At 34.5% G+C, this 20,725-nt stretch carries 22 protein-coding genes and 1 other annotated feature; of the genes, 8 read left to right on the forward strand and 14 right to left on the reverse strand.

All coding sequences use genetic code 11. From position 1 onward, the window contains the following. Positions 1-131 precede the first annotated feature (131 nt). Positions 132-1,262 (reverse strand): RNA-guided endonuclease InsQ/TnpB family protein, encoded by a 1,131-nt coding sequence (locus NLJ82_RS24630; protein WP_000599350.1) that lies wholly within the window; start codon positions 1,260-1,262, stop codon positions 132-134. 812 nt (positions 1,263-2,074) lie between these two features. Here NLJ82_RS24630 and NLJ82_RS24635 point away from each other — a divergent pair. Continuing rightward, positions 2,075-2,833 (forward strand): TrmB family transcriptional regulator, encoded by a 759-nt coding sequence (locus NLJ82_RS24635; protein WP_000939490.1) that lies wholly within the window; start codon positions 2,075-2,077, stop codon positions 2,831-2,833. A gap of 30 nt (positions 2,834-2,863) precedes the next feature. Here the strand turns inward: NLJ82_RS24635 and NLJ82_RS24640 are convergent, their stop codons facing one another. From NLJ82_RS24640 to NLJ82_RS24655, 4 genes are all read right to left on the reverse strand, one after another. Beyond that, positions 2,864-5,020, reverse strand: coding sequence for a SpaA isopeptide-forming pilin-related protein (locus NLJ82_RS24640; protein WP_000823862.1), 2,157 nt, complete (start codon positions 5,018-5,020; stop codon positions 2,864-2,866). 270 nt (positions 5,021-5,290) lie between these two features. Further along, complete coding sequence (locus NLJ82_RS24645; RefSeq protein WP_162200734.1) at positions 5,291-5,458, reverse strand: hypothetical protein; 168 nt, start codon at positions 5,456-5,458, stop codon at positions 5,291-5,293. Positions 5,459-5,539: 81 nt separating this feature from the next. Beyond that, on the reverse strand, positions 5,540-6,724 hold the full coding sequence (locus NLJ82_RS24650; protein WP_140418918.1) for an MFS transporter: 1,185 nt from the start codon (positions 6,722-6,724) through the stop codon (positions 5,540-5,542). Positions 6,725-6,831: 107 nt separating this feature from the next. Further along, a complete protein-coding gene (locus tag NLJ82_RS24655) occupies positions 6,832-8,148 on the reverse strand; it encodes an APC family permease (RefSeq protein WP_000546317.1) in 1,317 nt (438 codons plus the stop codon). Between the two features lie 65 nt (positions 8,149-8,213). Beyond that, positions 8,214-8,451 (reverse strand) — a binding site (T-box leader). 166 nt (positions 8,452-8,617) lie between these two features. On the opposite strand from NLJ82_RS24655, the gene NLJ82_RS24660 reads away from it, so the two are divergent. Then, positions 8,618-8,845, forward strand: a complete 228-nt coding sequence (locus NLJ82_RS24660; RefSeq protein ID WP_000562242.1) for a hypothetical protein — start codon at positions 8,618-8,620, stop codon at positions 8,843-8,845. 81 nt (positions 8,846-8,926) lie between these two features. Here NLJ82_RS24660 and NLJ82_RS24665 read toward each other — a convergent pair whose 3' ends face one another. The 3 genes from NLJ82_RS24665 to NLJ82_RS24675 form a co-directional block, all read right to left on the reverse strand. Further along, positions 8,927-9,742: a hypothetical protein gene (locus tag NLJ82_RS24665; RefSeq protein ID WP_000730864.1), complete on the reverse strand. Its 816-nt coding sequence runs from the start codon at positions 9,740-9,742 to the stop codon at positions 8,927-8,929. Positions 9,743-9,871: 129 nt separating this feature from the next. Next, entirely contained in the window at positions 9,872-10,654 is a 783-nt protein-coding gene (gene yidC, locus NLJ82_RS24670; protein ID WP_000920532.1) for a membrane protein insertase YidC, read from the reverse strand. A gap of 28 nt (positions 10,655-10,682) precedes the next feature. Continuing rightward, complete coding sequence (locus tag NLJ82_RS24675) at positions 10,683-10,967, reverse strand: hypothetical protein (protein WP_000394939.1); 285 nt, start codon at positions 10,965-10,967, stop codon at positions 10,683-10,685. 277 nt (positions 10,968-11,244) lie between these two features. Here NLJ82_RS24675 and NLJ82_RS24680 point away from each other — a divergent pair, with 277 nt between their 5' ends. Beyond that, positions 11,245-12,138: a YitT family protein gene (locus tag NLJ82_RS24680; protein ID WP_000530037.1), complete on the forward strand. Its 894-nt coding sequence runs from the start codon at positions 11,245-11,247 to the stop codon at positions 12,136-12,138. 99 nt (positions 12,139-12,237) lie between these two features. Here NLJ82_RS24680 and NLJ82_RS24685 read toward each other — a convergent pair whose 3' ends face one another. Beyond that, positions 12,238-12,759, reverse strand: a complete 522-nt coding sequence (locus NLJ82_RS24685; protein WP_000397312.1) for a GNAT family N-acetyltransferase — start codon at positions 12,757-12,759, stop codon at positions 12,238-12,240. Positions 12,760-13,221: 462 nt separating this feature from the next. Here NLJ82_RS24685 and NLJ82_RS24690 point away from each other — a divergent pair, with 462 nt between their 5' ends. Further along, entirely contained in the window at positions 13,222-13,608 is a 387-nt protein-coding gene (locus NLJ82_RS24690; RefSeq protein ID WP_001077770.1) for a DUF3938 domain-containing protein, read from the forward strand. Positions 13,609-13,803: 195 nt separating this feature from the next. Here NLJ82_RS24690 and NLJ82_RS24695 read toward each other — a convergent pair whose 3' ends face one another. The 5 genes from NLJ82_RS24695 to NLJ82_RS24715 form a co-directional block, all read right to left on the reverse strand. Beyond that, positions 13,804-13,944: a DUF3985 family protein gene (locus NLJ82_RS24695; RefSeq protein WP_000404782.1), complete on the reverse strand. Its 141-nt coding sequence runs from the start codon at positions 13,942-13,944 to the stop codon at positions 13,804-13,806. Between the two features lie 96 nt (positions 13,945-14,040). Continuing rightward, entirely contained in the window at positions 14,041-15,093 is a 1,053-nt protein-coding gene (locus tag NLJ82_RS24700; RefSeq protein ID WP_012644687.1) for a M50 family metallopeptidase, read from the reverse strand. 42 nt (positions 15,094-15,135) lie between these two features. Then, positions 15,136-15,843: a DUF3169 family protein gene (locus tag NLJ82_RS24705; RefSeq protein WP_000837709.1), complete on the reverse strand. Its 708-nt coding sequence runs from the start codon at positions 15,841-15,843 to the stop codon at positions 15,136-15,138. Continuing rightward, complete coding sequence (locus tag NLJ82_RS24710; RefSeq protein WP_000776168.1) at positions 15,833-16,054, reverse strand: helix-turn-helix transcriptional regulator; 222 nt, start codon at positions 16,052-16,054, stop codon at positions 15,833-15,835. Before NLJ82_RS24710 ends, NLJ82_RS24705 begins: the two co-directional genes overlap by 11 nt. Positions 16,055-16,252: 198 nt before the next feature. Then, positions 16,253-16,867 (reverse strand): DedA family protein, encoded by a 615-nt coding sequence (locus NLJ82_RS24715; protein WP_000454757.1) that lies wholly within the window; start codon positions 16,865-16,867, stop codon positions 16,253-16,255. Between the two features lie 404 nt (positions 16,868-17,271). Here NLJ82_RS24715 and NLJ82_RS24720 point away from each other — a divergent pair, with 404 nt between their 5' ends. The 4 genes from NLJ82_RS24720 to NLJ82_RS24735 all read left to right on the forward strand — a co-directional run bounded on the left by NLJ82_RS24720 (position 17,272) and on the right by NLJ82_RS24735 (position 20,657). Then, positions 17,272-17,715 carry a DUF3978 domain-containing protein gene (locus NLJ82_RS24720; RefSeq protein WP_000388752.1) on the forward strand — a complete coding sequence of 148 codons (444 nt, stop codon included), beginning with the start codon at positions 17,272-17,274 and terminating at the stop codon, positions 17,713-17,715. A 30-nt stretch (positions 17,716-17,745) separates the two neighbouring features. Beyond that, positions 17,746-18,207 carry a L,D-transpeptidase gene (locus NLJ82_RS24725; protein WP_000734935.1) on the forward strand — a complete coding sequence of 154 codons (462 nt, stop codon included), beginning with the start codon at positions 17,746-17,748 and terminating at the stop codon, positions 18,205-18,207. A gap of 364 nt (positions 18,208-18,571) precedes the next feature. Then, on the forward strand, positions 18,572-19,237 hold the full coding sequence (locus NLJ82_RS24730) for a response regulator transcription factor (protein ID WP_000148833.1): 666 nt from the start codon (positions 18,572-18,574) through the stop codon (positions 19,235-19,237). Next, on the forward strand, positions 19,215-20,657 hold the full coding sequence (locus NLJ82_RS24735) for a sensor histidine kinase (protein ID WP_000201974.1): 1,443 nt from the start codon (positions 19,215-19,217) through the stop codon (positions 20,655-20,657). Before NLJ82_RS24730 ends, NLJ82_RS24735 begins: the two co-directional genes overlap by 23 nt. The last annotated feature ends 68 nt before the right edge of the window (positions 20,658-20,725 follow it).

Consider the following 20,725-nt stretch of genomic DNA (forward strand, 5'->3'; position numbering starts at 1 on the left):
ACTTAACTAAATCTATACAATTCAATCAAATTTACACAAGTTAGTGCTTCAAAGTGTTCTCGCAACCCCGAAGGGACGAGGGGTATAACACTCCACACGAGGCAGTATCGTTACCTCCTATTATCAAGCATTTATTTTACCCATCTTGATAAATTTATCGCAGCATTTAAATCCCTATCGTGATGGCTATTACATGAAGCACAACGCCACTCACGTATTTTTAAACTCCACTGTCCTTCTGGTTGAACTAAATGGTCGTATTTTACTCCGCAACATGAACAAATCTTGCTTGAGGCGAACCATTTATCAGCTTTTACATACGCAATGCCATACTTCTCGCACTTGTATGATAAACATTGAAAGAAGAAGTGTAATTTTTGAAAGGAAAATGCTTTCGATAGTTTTTTGTTTTTTAACAGGTTTGAGATAGATAAGTCTTCCACAACAATTCTCATTGGTTTGGTTTTCACCAATTTAGCTGTTGCTTGATGGATATGGTTATTTCGGATATTCGTAATTTTTCTAGATAACCGCAGGTGCTCCGCTTTCGCTTTTTCATATCCGGCAGATTGAATTTTTACACCTTTTTTAAATCTCCTAGACATATCTCTTTGCGCTGACTTTTTCCTTCTCAAAAGTTTTTTAACCTTAGCATCTTTGTTTATATTTCGTTCTTTCATACCATTAGAAGCTACAAAAAGTTCTTTTAAACCAACATCCACACCAATCGACTCATTCGTTAGTTCTTGTGATTCAAAGTCTTCTTGGAATCCTACACTCATCCACCAGTGACGACCATCAAAGGTAACTCTTGGATTGGATGGTTTTTTATTTCTTGGTAGTTGTTGGCTTGTTTTCACTTCTCCAATAGACTGAATATGAACTACTCTCTTTCCTATAATCAGTCTTTCATAATTGGCATAAAATCCTTGAATCAAATCTTTTTTGGATTTATAAGAAGTGTGATACCCATTTTTGTACTTTTTGAACGAATGTTTTCTCGCCGTATCAAAATCTTTTGAAGCCTGTTTGGGCACTTGTGCATTGATTTCTTTTAACCACTCATACCTCTTTCGCTTCTTGATCTTTGTAAATCGTTTCTGTAAAGCTAACTGTGAAACAGATTTTCCAAATAGCTTATAATATCTATCACTCATTCTTTTACAATAGTTATAAGCGAATCTTGCAGCTCCAGCATGGTTTCTCAGCACTTGTTCTTGTTCAGGCGTTGGAATCAGTCTAACTTTCTTCGCCAATATCATCAGAATGTAACTCCTTTAATGAAAGATTTGTTCTTCTGAATCGTAGCGTGTTCCACCAGCATTCTCCTTAGACTACTCGGATGCAAACCTGTTAATTTTGATACTTGACTAACTCGTGAAAATTTCATTATTATTCTCACCTCATTAAACCTAACATAGCACGTATGTTCGATACTTTCAATGAAGTTTGATAGATTTAATAAAATTTATCTTGTTCAACTAAGGGCGCAATTCCTTAGCCAGTTCTCTTATGAACTTCTCATGTTTTCACATGAGCGCAGACTATATGTTTATCTCTTTAGAGATAGAGGATTTTTCCACCACCATAGGCTTGTGGTGTACTCTCGTCAGTTATACGAGATAGTCGTTGAACGTTCATCTTATCACTTTTGACTTAGATGATTCGAGGCGGAAGACCCATTGTTCTAGTGTTTAGGATTTAACCTTGCACCATCTAATTGATTTTTTCTGCTTTCGCGACATTCACGCTCGCTATTTCTAGCCACGTTGTAGTTCAATCAGCTTTAGGGATTGCCCGCAGTTAACCCTCACTACTAGCCAATCACTTGACTAGCAGGGCTTACTGATATATTTAATTAACTTTCATTATAATTGGTTAAATAAATCGTAACAGTTAGTTACCCTTCTCGTTGTATTGTAATCATATTAATCACTATATTAAGTATAATAGATAAAATTAAAAAATTGAAATTAATTCTCACCTTAATACAATTAGAAAACTGACTACCACTTGTGCAAAAACAAATAGTTCATTATCCTTAAACTATAATCTCATTCGTTCGGAGGGAACTATGTTACAAAAATTCGGTTTCTCACAATATGAAAGCCAAGCTTACGAAGTTGTCGTATCAAGCAACGAGCCATTAGATGCTACAACGATTGTGAAGCATTCTGGCGTTCCAAAAGCCAAAATATATGAAGTACTTGCACGTCTAATTGATAAAGGAATGGTAATGGATTCTGTTTCGGAGAAGAAAAAGATGTATACAGCATTACCACTCAAGCTAGCAATTGAAAAATTAACAACAGAATTTCAATCCAATATTAAAGAATTAGAGACAACTATATCGAAAAAATCATTTACAGATGACCGTGTGTGGAGCTTAAAAATGCAATCTTCTATTCGCGTTCAAAGTAAAGAGCTCATCGAAAGTGCAAAAGAATCAATTCGCATTTCAGCTTGGAACGATACTCTTTTAGAATATCTTCCGTTATTAGAAGAAAAAGCAAAACAAGGCGTCAAAACCGAAGCCCTTATAGTTGGAAAAGTAAAAACAGACTTAGAAAACATGCATTTTCTAATCCCAGCCGAAGAGCCTAACGCGCTAGAGCGATACTTACTGCTCATCGTTGACGACCGTGAAATTTTATTTGCTGGTGTAGAGCAAGAGTCATGGCAAGCGATGAAAACAATGTCACAACCTTTCGTAAAGTTCTTTACAGAATTTTTCTATCACGACGTTGCACTTGCAAAGATTACCCAGAAACACCATGACCTCTTTATGGAAGATGAGGAAATTAAGAGTTTATTGATGAAGTTGAGATACTAAAAAAACGCCTCTATTACAAGGCGTTTTTTTCTACATTTCTTTTCTATTTTTCATCTTTAACACATAAGCTCCTGCAATAATAAAACCAAGTCCTAGAACAAATAAAACCGTAAATTCATTGCCGACGCCGCCAGTAGCTGGCAAACGTACTTCATTATGAATATTAGGTTGTTGCATCGGCTTCACATCAGCGGAAGGTTTCACTTCTCCATTCGGTGTTGGCTTATTTGGCTTAGAAGGAAGCGATGCCTTTTCTTCTTTCTTATTTTTCACAATATGTTTAATAATTTCTCCATTCTCTTTTATTTCAAATGCGAATGTCTCTTCATTTATTACATATCCATTTGGTGCTATTGTTTCTTTATACGTGTACTTTCCGTATGGTAGTTTGAATTTCGCTACACCTTTTTCATCCGTTTTTCCTTTTACTACTTCTTTCCCTTGTTCGTTGTAGATTGTAAACTCTGCATTTGGTAATTTTGTATTCCCATCCGCTATATCTACTTTCGTTATTTCTAACTCACCTTCTACTTTCTTATCTTGAACGATATGTTTAATAATTTCTCCATTCTCTTTTATTTCAAATGCGAACGTCTCTTCATTTATTACATATCCATTTGGCGCTATTGTTTCTTTATACGTGTACTTTCCGTATGGTAGTTTAAATTTCGCTACACCTTTTTCATCCGTTTTCCCTTTTACTACTTCTTTCCCTTGTTCGTTGTAGATTGTAAACTCTGCATTTGGTAATTTCGTATTCCCATCCGCTATATCTACTTTCGTTATTTCTAACTCACCTTCTACTTTTTTATCTTGAACGATATGTTTAATAATTTCTCCATTCTCTTTTATTTCAAATGCGAACGTCTCTTCATTTATTACATATCCATTTGGCGCTATTGTTTCTTTATACGTGTACTTTCCGTATGGTAGTTTGAATTTCGCTACACCTTTTTCATCCGTTTTTCCTTTTACTACTTCTTTCCCTTGTTCGTTGTAGATTGTAAATTCTGCGTTCGGTAGTTTCGTATTCCCATCCGCTACATCTACTTTCGTTATTTCTAATTCACCTTTTACATTTTCATTTTTAAGCTCTAATACAGCTGTTTCACCAGTTTTCACTTCAATTTTTTTAACGCTTCCGTCTAACACATATCCAGCTGGCGCTTGAATTTCTTTGACGCTATATATACCGATTGGAAGATTACCTAACTCCGCAATCCCCTTATCATTAGTCGTAACATTTTGTTTAAAGTTTTCATTAGAAACTTCAAACACCGCTCCTTTTAATACTTCCTTTTTTTCTCCTAATTTCATAATCTTTAAAGAACCTACTGATTCCCAATTTACAACTAAATCTGTACTGATTTTCTCACTATTTCTTTGTAACAATACCGTTGTATTTTGAACTTTTTCCGATCCTTTAAAAGCTATTGCTTGTAAATTTGTTAAAGTAGACTTCACTTTCATTTTAAAGTTACCACTACTCGTATTTTTCGGGATTAAGATTTTGAATTTTTCGTTAATTGATAACGTACTTTTCTCTTCACCATTTTCATTTACAATTCGAAGCCCTTTAGGAGCATTTTCAGGAAGAATTGTATAAGAGCCAGAAACCGCATTTGTTTGCACTGCATAAAATCCTGTTTCTAAATAATCACCTTTTTGTGTAGCAGTTTGTGAATCTACAGGATTAACTTTAAAGAATACATCTTGTGATCCAGTTTCTTTTTTTGAAGCCTCTACTAAACGCTTCATAAGATTATGTACACGTTCATTTTTTGCAACTAAATCTTCTTCCGTTAATTCATTTGCTGCAATCCATACTGCTAATTGTGTAGCATAATGCGCCTCTTCCGTTGTCGCTACACCTAATTCAGATGGGCTTTTTTGAGGATATCCATTTAATAAAATACGATATACAGCATCGGATGTTTTCCCCATCTCAGGCAAATCATCCCCATTGGGCGAACGTAAATCAGGCGTTAAACAATACGCAATACTACCCGAAGCCGTTTTAATTATTTCTGTCTTTATTTCACGCTGTTTCGAATTACTATAGCTCCAATCCATCTTATATGTTTCTCTGTTCATTACTTCTGCCTTTACTTGTGGCATTGCAATTCCTAATAAAATAATAAGAGCACTTAAAAAACTAAACCATTTTCCTACCATCTTTCGTTTCATTCTCTCCACCACCATATATAAATTTCTACATGAAGCAATCTTACTGTTTCATTGTACTTATAGTGAAAAAAAGAGAATAGGTGGTTTTTTTGTAGTATCTTGTCGAATTGTTGAGAAAGTTTCACAGTAATAAGCCATTTTAAAACGTTTTGTTGTCATGCTGCTATTGACAAATAAACATTACATGTTTCCAATTTTCAAACATAATAAAAAAGGCACTTTATAAGTGCCTTCATATCTTACGAGAAACAAATTTCAAATGAATACATATTACTTATCTTTTTCCTTTATCTCCATCAACAGCTCAATAATCTTCTCATTTTGCTCCACTTGTTTCTCTGAATTTTGATAGATGAAACGAACCCATCTTAACACAAAAACAACTATCAATATCGGTAGTAGCGCAATTATCATGCCGAATACCGAGAAATTAGACATCATTTTCCATCACCTCGCTATATACACCTTTCTCCATTTACCCACCAAATCCTTCCATTTTTTACAAATAAAAAGAACCTATCAAACGATAGATTCTTCTTTTGCAAACTGAGTAGAACGTCCTCTCGTAATCGAGAAAATTGCACAAAGCAGCGCTAATATAATAAAGCCGCCTCCTACCCAAGCATTATATATAACAGATGATTTCTCAATAACAACTCCGCCTACTGTTGAACCGAGCGCAATTCCTAAGTGAAGAGCAGAGTTATTTAAACTTTGCTGAATACCAGCTGATTCTGGTGCAATTTCAATCAAATAATTTTGCTGTGCTGGCGAAATAGCCCAGCTCAGCATACTCCAAATTCCCATCATAATAATGAACAGTGGGAATGAGAATGTCATCATCGGCAATAGGAAAATCGCACACGCAAATACGATAATAATTGAAATAATACTTTTCTTCGATCCCCATTTATCAGCAAGCCAGCCTCCGAAGCCGCCCCCAATTACTGCTGCGATTCCGAAGATGAAGTAAAATACACTAATCCAATTCGCTTCCACATGCATAACATCTTTTAAAAATGGTGTTAAATATGCATATAGTGTTAAATGACCCGTTAAAAATAAGAATGACGTTAACTGTGCACTGACGATTTTTTTATCTTTTAACGTAGCAATTTGCTCTCTTATTGATAATACCGATGTCGGTGGTACTTTCGTTAAGAATAATGAAATACAAGCGATTGCTATAACTGTTAAGATCGAAATGAGTACAAATGGTGCACGCCATCCGTATGCATTTCCGAGTACAAGTCCAAGCGGTACTCCAAGTACAAGTGACCCACTAATCCCCATGAAAATGATTCCAATTGCACGCGCACGAAAATGCGGTTCTACAACGCTAGAAGCAAGTGTTACTGACAGTGCAATAATAAGCGAACCACTCGCCGCACAAATCACCCTTGAGAACATTAACATCCCGTAATTCACACTAAATGCTGAAATAATATTTCCGATTAAGAAAATTGATAATGCCCCAACATACAATGTTTTTCTTTCAAATTTCCCTGTTAAAGCTAGTAAAACAGGACCTGATAAAGCAAATACTACTGAAAATATTGTGATAAGCTGACCAGCTGCACTAATAGATACACCTAAATCGTTGGCAACTAAATCGAGCGTTCCTCCTATAATTAGCTCAACCGTTCCGACTACGAAAGCCGCGATAGCTAAAATATACACACGAAAATTCAAGTCTTTCCCCACGCTTTCTATTTTGGTTACTACGATTATAGTAACCAAAATAGAAGTTGAACACAAGTACAATTTTTTTACAGTAAAAAAGGTAGGCACATTATACGCCTACCCTTCAGTCATGACACTTCATTTTTATTCTTCTTATTTAAATACCAATATACCGGCAGCCCCGTAAACACAATTCCAATTGATAAGAAACAACTTACCGGATCATTGATAATGGCACTACCAATTACAAAGAGCGAGCCGAAAATCGCAACGATTGGTACGATTGGGAATAACGGTACACTGTATGCACGCTCTTTATTTTTATTACGTTTTCTTAAAATGAAGACACCGATAAACGTCATTACGTAGAAAATATAAATAATGAATACGGAAATCTCAGATAGCTTATTCGGATCACTAATAATCATTAAAATAATTCCTAAAATGATTTCAACAGTAATCGCATTTGCTGGTGTTTTAAATCTTGGGCTTTCCTTCGCAATAAACTTAGCAAATGGAAGTTGTCCACGTTCTGCCATCGACATCGGGATACGTGGGAACGTTAAAATCTTTCCATTTAAACAACCGAAAATAGAAACGATAATACCGATACTAATAATTTTCCCGCCATATTCTCCAAGTAGCATTCCTGCAGCTGTCGCTGTTGCATTTTCTCCAAGTTCTACAATTTGCGTTGCTGGTAATACATTCAATAATGCCAAATTAATTAATACGTAAGCAGCTGTTACAATTAAAATCCCAACTGTCATAGCTTTCGGTAATAACTTTGTTGGATTCTTCATTTCTCCACCAATCGAAGCAAGTAAAATCCAACCGTCATAAGCAAATAACGTTGCTAAGATTGCCATCCCGATACTTTGATTTTCTGATATCGGCACAACTACGTTAAAGATATCGCTATTCCCTTTCCAAAAACCTAACACAACAATTAATACGATTGGAATCATCTTCCCGATTGTCGTGATCGTTTGGACGATACCTCCGTATTTTGTTCCCATACTATTTACAACGCCAAGGAACACAACTGTTCCAATTGCGATTGGTAAATTCCATACTTTATCTAAATAGAAAAAATTAATCATTAAAGAACTAAAGTATAACCCTAATGTTCCAATAATAGCTGGCCCATACACAATCGTTTGCATCCAGCCTGATAAATACCCCCAAAAACTTCCATAAATCTCCTCTAAATACGTATACAACCCACCATTTTTCGGGATTTGCGCTCCAATTTCAGCTACTGTTAAACCACTTGCTAACGTTAACAGACCACCAATTACCCAAGCAAGAATCGCCATATTAGAACTCCCCGAGTAATCTAATACGCTCCCTGGTTTCATAAACACACCAGACCCAATAATCGTTCCTACTACGATAGAAAGTGCTACCGTTAAACCAATTTTGTTCTTCTCATCATGATGCATGCTTCTTATCCTCCTTCCAATTCTAGTGTGATGCAAAAATGAAATAAAAAAACACTCCTCCCTAAAAAAGGGACGAGTGTTATATTCGTGGTTCCACCCTTGTTTCAATTCGCAAAGTAACACACTTCACCAATTTCTCAAGTCTAAAATAACGGTTTTTGCCGGCAAGCAATTACTAGATGTTCGTTCACTGCTGCAGTTCAGAGGTGGTAATCCCTTTTTCCGTATTAGGAAGCTCACAGCCAAAGGCCTCCCTCTCTGAGAATCGTAAAAAATTGATCATGTCCTCATCATCACTTCTTGATGTCGAATTTTGTAGTTATTGTTCATTATATTGAATTGTTAGAAAAAATCAATATATTTTTTTATATAACATACGAAATATTTCTCTTCTTATATTATAACAGAAGTTACGACACTTCTCTAATTTCCTAAAAACGGTATAATTCATATAGGAGGTGCACCAATAATGATTGCTGTTTTTTGTATCATCGCTACATTTCTTTCTGTTCTATTCGCTATCATGCATCGGTACAAGTATCCTGGTTATAGCATTTTAGCGGTAGCTATTATACCAGCTGTTTCCTTCTATGTATTAGGTAAATATCAATATACAGAAGTATTTATCGGTTTTGCAATCTTCTACTGCGTCTTTGGATACATACTAACTATGAAAAAAATTTTATTAAATCATTAAAAGGGACCGATTTCTGCTGACAGAAATCGGTCCTCGCACGTACCTTCCGGTTGCCCACACGAAAGATACGAATTCATTCAATTATTTCTCATCTTTTTTCATAAAAAACTTATGGTGCGGTAAATCAACATTCAATGCCTCTAATTGTTTCTTTTCATTGTCTAAAATCTCTTTTGCCTTTGTTTTTGTTGCCTCATCTAATCCCGCAAAGATATCTTCATGCTTCTCTTTCTCTGGGAGTTTCACGCCTAACTTCGTTAATTCTTCTTTTGCTTGCTCATGCGTTAATTTGCCGGACTTAACTTGTTCAAAAATTGACTTCACTTTTTCTTTCGCCTGTTCATCTAAGTTAGCAAGCATATCTTTACGCTTACCCTTCTCCGGCATTTTCACGCCTAATTTCGTTAATTCTTCTTGCGCTTGTTCACGTGTTAATTTGCCGGATTTCTCTTGCTCTAAAATGGATTTCGCTTTTTCTTTCGTTTGATCATCTAATCCCGCAAACATTTCTTTGTGTTTACCCTTTTCCGGCAACTTCACTCCTAGTTTTGTCAATTCTTCTTTTGCTTGTTCTCTTGTTAATTTTCCAGACTTTTCTTGCTCTAAAATTGATTTCGCTTTTTCTTTCGTTTGATTATCTAATCCCGCAAACATTTCTTTACGTTTTTCTTTCTCTGGAAGCTTTACACCTAACTCCTCCAACTGTTTCTTTGTATCGTCCATAATTGTTTTTACTTTTTGTTTTGTAGCATCATCTAAATCTTTTTTCGCCGTTTTTGCAGACTGATCCACTGCTGAAGTATTCGTTGCCGCGAATGCCGGAATACCGACTCCTCCAATGATTCCGAATGATAAAGCACCTGCAATCGCTAAATACCCAACTGTTTTCTTCTTCATAGGAAATTTCCTCCTTCATATTTCTAATGCATGTACACTTTCGTATACAATGCCTATAGTAATGTCGGTTTCTTAACATTTCCTTAACGACTTAACAAAAAAACACCGCTCGTGATGAGCGGTGTTTCTCTAAGCCTTTTGTAATTGTAATTCTTCACGTTCCATTATTCTTCTTAATACAATTGTTTGTGTCATTGTAAATAAGTTACCTGTTATCCAGTACAACACAAGTCCTGATGGTGCCGCAAATCCCATAAATAAAATCATTGCGGGCATCATAATTTGCTGCATTTTTAGCATCTGTACTTGTTCTCCAGGTGTAATATTAGATTGGAAAACTTTCATCTGAATAAATGTCGTTAACGCTGCAATAATCGGTAATATATGATACGGATCTGCATGTCCTAAGTTCACCCATAAAAACGAAGATGTGCGAATCTCTTCTGTTCGGCTAATCGCATAATACAAAGCAGAAAAAATCGGCATTTGTATTAATAGAGGCCAGCAACCAGCAAGTGGATTCCAACCGCCTGATTTCATTAGTTCTGACATTTCTTTTTGATACTGTTTTTGTTTTTCAAGATCTTTACTTACATCACCGTATTTCTTCTTTAGCTTCTGCAATTCAGGTTGCATTTTCTTCATTTTCGCTTGGCTACGATATTGCGAAACAGCTAATGGAATCATCGCTGAACGAATAACGAGCGTCATAATAATGATAGCAATCCCGAAGCTAGCTCCCGGTATATGATGAGCAACAAATTGAATCATAAACGAGATTGGATAGACAAAATAATGATCCCAAATTCCCGTACTATGTGCATCAATTGGAGCTGCATTACTGCAACCAGATAAAACAAAAACAAGTAATAATGATAAACTAACGAGCACAGCTCGGTATGATTTTAACATGTTCATTCCTCCAATGTTTCGTAATTATTTAGCGAAACATTGGTGTATACGGACCGACCTCGTCATTCTCTTCACTTGATTCTTGTCTGCGTACAGAACGAATCATTCCATATTTATAAAAAATAGAAAATAGCGGTACATTCCCCGCACTATCTTCACATGTATCAACTAACGCAAATGCTCTTTGTCTACCGCTCGATGCTTGCTGACGCACAAAGCGAGAAACGTTAACAAGGAAGAAAACTTCTAATAAACAAAGTGCTGTCGTTACAAACGATATATATAGAATTGCATCCTGCAATAAAAATTCCATCGCTTCACATCCTTAATAAGGTCATTTTAGCACATTCGGCAAACATTCTCTATTTCCTTTTATCGTCAAAAAAAGTATTTTGCATATTTTCTCAAGAAAATAATAATTAAGAAACATTGTATTCGCTTTCTTTAGTATATTCACACACATCAATGAATAGGCTTGATTTATTAGAAATTTATAAAATTTTTGCATTATAATAAAACTATTGCCAGTTTTTGAAAAAACCTTTATTCTCTTCTTGTAATCAAAAATGAATATGGAGATGAAACATACTATGGGTCAACTAGGAGACGCCGATTACGTTCCCGACACCGCCTTTTTATCCTTCCCAGCAGCTAAAACATTTCACTTAGAATTTATCATACAGTTGGTTGTTATTTTCGTAGCTTCTATTTTGTATGCAATTTCTATGAATATGTTCTTTATCCCGCATAACATGATTAGCGGTGGATTCGCTGGAGTAGGGATGATTATCGGTTATTTAATGCACTACAATATCGGTGCACTTATCTTTTTACTAAACATTCCTCTTCTTATTTTAAGTCACTTTTACTTAGGCAAGAAGACAACCTTTTTAACAGCGTACTTTGTAGCTGTATCATCGTTAGCGATGAACATTATCCCTGTACACCAAGTTTCAGACGATATTTTACTATCTTCTGTATTCGGCGGTGTAATCTGCGGAGCAGCTTCAGGAATCATATTCCGATTTGCTTCTTCAACAGGTGGTTTTGATGTTGTTGGATTGATTGTAGCGAAATATCGAGATGTTTCAATTGGAGCAATCATATTTGTATTCAACTTAATCTTACTTGTTGTAGCAGGATTTATTTTCGGATGGGATATTACACTTTATACGTTAATTAGTCGATTTGTAGTCAGCAAAGTGATCGATGCTGTGCATACAAAACATATTAAATTAACGATAATGACAATTACAGAAAAAGGCGAGGAAATAAAAAGCGCCCTACTACATCACGGCATACGTGGCGTGACAATGGTAGATGCTGTCGGCGGCTATACAAACCATAAGAAAAAAATGATTTACACTGTCGTGACTCGCTATGAGTTAGGCGAAATGAAACGTATTATCCGTCAAGTGGATAATAAAGCATTTATGAACATTACTGAAACAGTTGAAATTGTCGGCCGTTTCAAACGTATATAAAAAAGGTCAATACATGAAAGGGCATCACATATTATATGTGATGCCCTTTGTTATTCAACTCACGCACCTTTTAGCATAATACAATCACTACGTTTATTACTACAAATCGGAGGATAGCATTCCATATACAATACTATCTGTCCATTCATCTTTATTCCAGAAATCTTGTATGAAATGTGCTTCCTTTCTCATGCCTATTCGTTCACACAATTTTTGTGAAGCTGTATTTCGTGCATCAAGATTAGCTTGTATACGGTGTACATTACATTCATGAAATAATTTAAATACCAAACGACTTACTGCTTCTGTTGCCAAACCTCTTCCAGTTACTTCATTTGAAAAACTATAACCAATCTCGACAGTGTCTTTCATATTTGTGTACCATACGGATAAATCACCAACTACTTTCGTTTTGTATATAACCGCCAAACTTAATACTGATTCTTTAGTAAGCACATTGTTTTCTAGTTTCTTATTAAATCTTTCCTGCATGTCTTCATAAGTCCACTTATTATGTAATAGGAACTTACATGTATCCTCACTATTATAAATAGCAAATACATCCTGTAAATCAGTACTTTTAAAAGGTCTAATTATTAATCTTTCTGTTGTGAACTCCAAGTTAGCTCTCCTCCCTTACATTACATGCATGCCATAAAACATTTTTTATCATATTTAAGTCTACTTAGATCTCACTTTGATTACATATTTCATCAAAATAAATGAAACTCCTTCTTCTACTAAACCGCACCGTTAATGGTATTTCCTTGCGTTTTTTATTTTTTACACTTATTACAAAATCAGATAATTCTATTATTATGTCTCTAAATATGTTATAATGAAAACAGACGCACAAAAAAAGAGTATATAGACTTGGAAGTTTCTCATATTTTACAAACAAAAAGAAACGAGCAGTCAGGTATATTTCAGACACCATACACGTAACGGTTTAAATAACCGATCATCTTAGTTACTCTTCAATGATCTTTTTATAAAAAGATACGTACAATTAAAACTCACTTCAATATACTATACCTACCTTTTTGACTTCCAAATCATCTTATTACATAAGGAGATGAACATATGAATCAATATATACGATATACAATAGCTGTCCTGTTTGCTATTATCGGCGGAACAATCTGCTTCTGGACAAACACTCAGCTTGGAGAGAATATCATTTTTAATGGAATCGAAACACTTGTAAGCGCTTCAATTTTAGGTGGATACATTTTCTTCCTCTTTAATCCAGAAGAAAATGCGCAAAAAACAATGTTATTAACAATGATCGGAATCGTTGGTGGATGTATTTCCTACTCAATGACTAACTATACATTACCACTTCAATTAAGCTCAGCTTTCTTCCACGGTCTATGGACTTGGTTCATTGCATTCTGTCTAGCAGATGTATTCAACCTATTACAAGACAACGAAGAAGAAAACGGTCGCCAAATTGAAAGTAACTCGTAAGCTGGAAGAGATTCTTCCAGCTTTTTTTATGTTGGTTTGCATACCCTGATTGGTATTTACCGGATTATATCAGCGATTTTTCAAATATATCGACGATTTCTCCACTTATATCAGCGATTTTTTCATTATATCGACGGTTCGACACAGAATATCGACTTACCGACATTCTTCGACAATCAAGACGATCAACATACCCTATCCCCCAAGCAATTTACTGCCGAACTCTACGATTAAAAAGATAATTAATAGAATCGCGAGTATTTTTAATGCTACATATGCCACTTTAAAAACAGCATAAATGAGCAAGACGATCAAAATAATCGTTAAAATTTCCATCTAGAATTCCTCCAAGTTTTGCTCTTCTTATCTTATTTTACTCGCCCCACACTTTTTATGGAACGGCATAAGACGACATAGAAAAAAGAGGATACCTCACCCATCGTAAGATACCCTCTTCTTTAGCTGCTCAAACCATTCTCTTTCTAATTGTAAATATCCCATTTCACTCTTCTCGGCGCTCTTCAATTCTTTATCCGCTTTCCTCATATAAACGTTGGAAGCTTCCATATCGCCCTCTACATATTTCACAATTCCTTGTGTACGATAATACCCATGTAAGTCTATTTTTGTAATAGCCTTCCCATGTTCTTTCGCTTCTTGCAGAGAAAGACTATCCATCTGATAAAGAGCTTTATATAAAAGATACCAACTATGAAAACTACTAACGAAAAATTTATTTTCTTTCGTTACAGGTTGTCGAACAATTGGTTCTATATATGGTATCGCTCTTTCCATTCCTTCTTGATCGGCTCTGGTATAAAAAACGAGCATAAGCCCACTCATTATATCTCTTATACTTTTATCTTCCTTTAATTTTTCCTCACTAAGTTCTATTAATCTCTTATCCCAAACTTTCGGCCTCTTATAACTAAATAACTCACTCGATACTTGAATGTTATATAAATGCTGCCTCGCTTTTTCATCATCTTTAATTAAAATGAGAAATTGCATACCATCACTCAAAAACGTTCCTTTTATCGGTACGATTGTAGCTGCAAAAATGACAAAGTGTAAAACAGAAAAATATAAAAGATATTGATAGTAACTCACCATGTATATGTAACCAGAAGTAATACCAAATAGTAAACTCACAATCGGTCCACCTAAAGTGAGCCACGCCCATTTTTTCGAAAGATTTGGTGTCTCTATGGAAGGAGGCACTAACATCGCCACGCCTCCAAAGTACATCCACAATTTATTTTCTCGAATGCGTACTTTCCCCTTCTCTTTTTGAAAAGTAATCGGCCCTACTGTCATAAATTTAAAATGTAAACCACCTATTAAACCAAACACTACATGTCCTAGCTCATGAATAGCTAACACCAATAAAAAAATTCCAAATAATGCCCATATATCCAACATTATTTCTAATTTCTCAGTTCGGATTACTCCGTATAAAATGGACAAAACTAACGCCGCCGTCATAGAACCAGCTGGCCTTTTTAAAATATCCACCTTTTTCTCCCCTTAATAAATCATTTTTCTCTGCATTTCGTACATGAACTTTCCGAGATGCAATATCCAAATAAATGAGATTAAGCCAATTAATACAAAGTCGATATCACTAGCCGCCGTATATATAACGGCAGCCCACCATACATATGCCAATATTGTATTCGTAAATTCATACGCTTTATATCCAGCCTCATGCACAATGTGCTTTAATCCTTCATCTGCGTTTTTCGTCCACATTTTCATAGATTCCATATATGTTACACCTTGTTCAGGATATAGCTTGTTATAACGATTTTTTGTTATGAGCCCACTAATCACTACAATAGTTAAACAAACAATAGAAGCTACTAAATTCCACACTGCAAATGAAACATTTGTATCCTGCAACAGTGCACGTCTACATGCAATAACTGCATATACAAACCATGCCTGCGTAACTATATCACCTACACGTAAATATATACTTATAATGCCTAATTTTCTGCCTTGTACACTCTCTTCTTCATCGCGTGCCTCCGCTAACATACGTGTATTCTTCCAAGTATAGTACATCATTAAGATTCCAAAAATAGTACATATACCTATAAATGTATTAGATGATAACTTTCTCGGTTCATCCGAGAGTAAATCTAAAGCTATATAAGATGTTAAAAAGCCACCCATCATACTTAATGCCATTTTCCCCACAAAATCAAATTGTTTTTTTCGTTTACTCTTCATCATCCTCTTCCCCCTCCACTAACGTAAATATTTCCTCCACCGGTACATTGAAAATTTGTGCGATTTTTAACGACAATACGATAGATGGTGCATAATCCCCGCGCTCAATTAAACTAATCGTTTGCCGCGATGATCCAATCGCTTTCCCTAAATCCCCTTGTGATAAACGATGCTTTGCTCGTAATTCTCTCACCCGATTTTGAAGCTTCATATCTTCCCTCTTTTTCATTTATTTAATTAAAATTGTAAATAATATCCTTATTTTTGTCAATTATAATTGTCATTTTGACGTTAATAATTGACAAGGTAATCTATAAATTTTTAAACAGGTAAACAAAAACTTATTAAAATAAAAAAGGCAGTGCTTCTGCACTGCCTTCCTAAATTCTGACATAGAATGGATTCCATATTAACTTGCGTTTTGTAATAATGCTCGTTTTAACTGTTTACGGAAACGAACTCCTAACGTAATTGCTACAATCGCAATCACTCCAAAAATAATTTTACCGATATGACCTTCTAGCGCTCCAAAAATATCATGTAAATTGCCACCTAGCCAGTAACCACCGATTAAGAAGAATGATACCCAAAATAGAGCACCTGAGTAAATTGTAATTGCAAAACGGCGGAACGGTAAGTTAATAATTCCCGCAAAGTATCCTGTAAAGTGACGTACACCAGGAATAAAGAAACCGATAAAAATCAAGAAGTATCCATACTTATCAAACCACATTCTTGTTAAGTCGATTTTTCTTTGTGTTAAAAATACGTATTTCCCATACTTTTGAACAAAGGGCATTCCTAATTTATTTCCTAAAAAGTATTGGATCGTCATTCCTACACTTGTCCCAATGAAGGATAGGATAATTAAAATCGGTAAACTTAAATCACCCTTATGTGCTAAAAATCCCGCATATGCTAACGTTGGCTCTCCCGGAAACGGAAGTGCAATATATTCTAACAGCAAGCCGACAAGTACAACATAGTACCCGTATTGCTGAAATAATTCATGAATCCATTCCATGTCATCTCTCCTTTCAATCACGTGCAACTTCTTACTAATATTGTATAAAAAAATTGTCGAAATAACTATCACAATAGCTTACATTTTTATTACATTTTTGTAAGGCTCTCACTAAACTTTTACGTTCTTTATTTACTTTCATTTTCAGACAACTTAACAAGTATATAACGTGAGAAACCAAGGCCTTAATATGCATTTTTTATCCATTTTTTAACACTTAAAAATCGTTATATTTTGTTCTTAATAAAAAACCACTACAAACTCATACGAACTTCATATTAGCTTCATATACGTATTGTAAGATTATATCGGAATTTGTTTAAAAATTTAACTAATATATGACTAAACATTAATTTGAATAAATATTAATCGCTTTTCGAAATTGAAAAAAGGGTGAATACGAAATGGAAGCTTATAAGATGCACGATTTTATTAATACAAATGTTGAATCTCACCAAAATGAAACCGTTTTTAATTTACACATATGTGAAACAAATGAATTTGACGTAAGTTTAACAAAGTCTACAACACTGTCTTTTATCGTTTCAAAAAAGAACATTAAGATTGTTACGAAAAAATGGATTAATTCAAATCAAGAAAGCATGATTGGCAAAAGCTACATCATTCCAACGAAAGCTTTTCACTACTTCTTACCAATTATTTCTGAAACGGAAGATGAATTAAATATTCAAGTTCAAAGTTTTGGACTACATGGCGAACTTTTATTAAATGAAAGATTACTTATTGATAAAAACAACAAACACAATGCCAAAATTACTACTTTCTTTGAAACATTAGATGAAAATGTAAATAAAGTATTACGAGGATTGCAAATTCATTGTATGTAAGACTATTACAATAGTAAAAAGGAGAATATAATGAAAAAACTATTATTAGGCGCACTATTATCATTAGGATTTTTAACTATTCCATTCACAAATGCTGAGGCAGCTGCAACGAAAGATCAACTGATTGTAAACACACAGTTAAATAAAATGGATTATTATCAAAACGGAAAATTCATAAAAAGTTTTACTGTCGCTACTGGAAAAGCAGCTACTCCTACACCTAAAGGTACTTTCCAAATCGTAAATAAAATTAAAAATCGTCCTTATTACACAGGCAAAATTAAAGGCGGCGATCCACGTAATCCGCTTGGTGACCGTTGGCTCGGACTAAACATGGCAGGAACTTACGGAACAACTTATGCGATTCATGGTACGAACAATAATCAGGCAATTGGTAAGTGGACAACACTAGGTTGTATTCGTATGTATAACAATGATATACACTGGTTATTTGAGCGTATTCCCCAGCAAGCTACTGTCACTGTAAAATAACCTCAAAGCGCGATTTACGTGTAGCCAAGAATTTTATGTCTTGGCTTATTTTATTTCTTCATTTACAGTAGCAAAACAACTGTATTTACATATATAATAGGAATAGATTGTGTTAGGTAACATCCAAACATTGATAAACATGGATATTAAAATTATACAGTTATAATATTTTATAAATTTTATAATACATACTATAATAGAATTACTGTAATTCTTAAATATTCAGTTTCACTAAACAACTCCCCTTGCTACTTTCATGATTATTTTATGGCAGGGGCTTATTATATGTATAAACAATCTGAGTCATCGAAAAAATGATGAATTCGAATATTGCAGTTAAAAGCGTTATTTAGGAGGTGTTACTATGACGCATATACTGGTGATTGAAGACAACCCAGATATACAAGAACTAATTCGTGAATTTCTAATGGCACAAAACTTTACTGTTGATGTCGTTGGTGCTGGGACAGAAGGTATACTTCTTTTCCAAAAAAATTCATACGATCTTGTCCTCCTTGATGTGATGTTACCAGATATAGATGGCTATAGTATTTGTAAAATTATGCGAGGACAATCTGATGTACCAATCATTATGTTAACAGGCTTACATAATGAAGAAAGTGAAATTAAAGGATTTGAATTAGGTATTGATGACTATATTACGAAACCGTTCCATTACACCGTATTTATTAAACGTGTAGAAGCTGTATTAAGAAGGGCAGCAACGAAGGAAGCCGAAGCTGCGACTATACTACAATTCCATGAATTGATGTTAAATTCTACAGCATACGCCGCTTATGTTCATGGTAATCAAATTGAATTGACAACAAAAGAATTTGAAATTATTTATACTTTACTGCAAAATCGAGGAAAAGTATTATCAAGAAGTGATTTGTTGAATAAGGTATGGGGCTATGAACATTATGGTGATGTAAGAGTTATAGATACACATATTAAAAACTTACGAAAAAAATTAGGAATTCCTTATATTAAAACGGTGAAAGGCATTGGCTACAAAATCGAATCGTAGCAAAGACAACATCACCAAAAATATTTTCATCAAAACCTTATTATTTTGTATTCTTTTATCACTTTGTCTTTATCAAGTTATTTACTTCTTAGCTTCAAACTACGATAAAGAACGTTTTGCGAAAGAAAATGGAACGCATACTACAGAACAAGCGGATTCAGATAAACAAAACGATCAAAGTAAAACGAATCAAAATAAAGCTGTATCACAGGGGGACATGTTTAATTTCCAATCTGCTATTATAGATTATAATTCTCTCTCTACAGCTATCAATCACCTTTTGCAGCCTAGCCAAACTGCAAAAGCAAAAGAACATACTCAAAATATTTCGGGGAAAAATAGCGCTTCTGCTCCACTTACAGAAACGGAAAAGCAAGTCGCTACTAATGATGCCTTACATAAACAAAATGCAGCAAGTAAAGCAAATGATGCACAAGATAATCCAAAATTAACAGATGTACTGCAGCAATTAGCTCCACATATTGGCGCAACAATGCTTGCACTCTCTCTGCTCGGATCTTTAATTTATGCAAAACTAATTGCTAAACCTTTTCAATATATGAGTGATGCTTTAAAAGATATTATGAATCTTGATTTCTCAGATAAAAAGCTACTCAACAAAAATGCAGATCAAACAGATTTTAATTTACAAGTAGCTGCTTCACAAATACCAAATATAGTGAAGAATTTACATGCAAGCAATCAAGATTTAAGAAATGAACTCAAAAAGGAACAACAATTAGAACAATCTCGTAAAGAATTTATGTCTATGGTTTCCCATGAATTAAAAACACCAATCGCAGCCGTTATGGGACAACTAGATGGCATGATTCACGGAATTGGAGCTTATAAAGATAGAGATAAATATTTAAAACGTTCCTATGAAATGATGCAAGACATTAACATATTAACGGAAAAAATGTCGGAATTATCCAAAATACAAAACCCTCAATTTAAACCTGATTTAAAAGTTATCTCATTAACTAATATTATTGAGGATGTTATGAAGAAAGTAGATTATTTCGTATCTGTAAAGCAGTTAAATGTTCAATCTAACATTAAACAAGATGTACAAGTTTTAGCTGATCCTAAATTTATTCAAACTGCCATTTTTAACATTATTTCAAATGCAATTCATTATACAATTGACCATCAGCATGTATATATAAAGCTTTATGAAAAGCCAAACGGTTACGCATTAGAAGTATTAAATACAGGTTCACAAATAGATGAGGATAAACTTGCTCATTTATTTGAGCCATTCTATCGCGCAAACCCTGACAAACACGGCTTAGTACAAGGTAGTGGTCTTGGGTTATACATTGTAAAACAAATACTAGATAAACATCAATTTCCTTATGGTATACAAAACACGCCTCAAGGTGTAAAATGTTCTATTGTATTCCCAAAAGCAATGTAAAAACCTACTACAATTTCATATCCCAAATTCATACTTCGTATGAGTGGCGGAATTTTGTAGAGTATATG

The organism is Bacillus paranthracis (assembly GCF_024296885.1).
In the GTDB taxonomy this organism is placed as follows: Bacteria; Bacillota; Bacilli; order Bacillales; family Bacillaceae_G; genus Bacillus_A; species Bacillus_A paranthracis.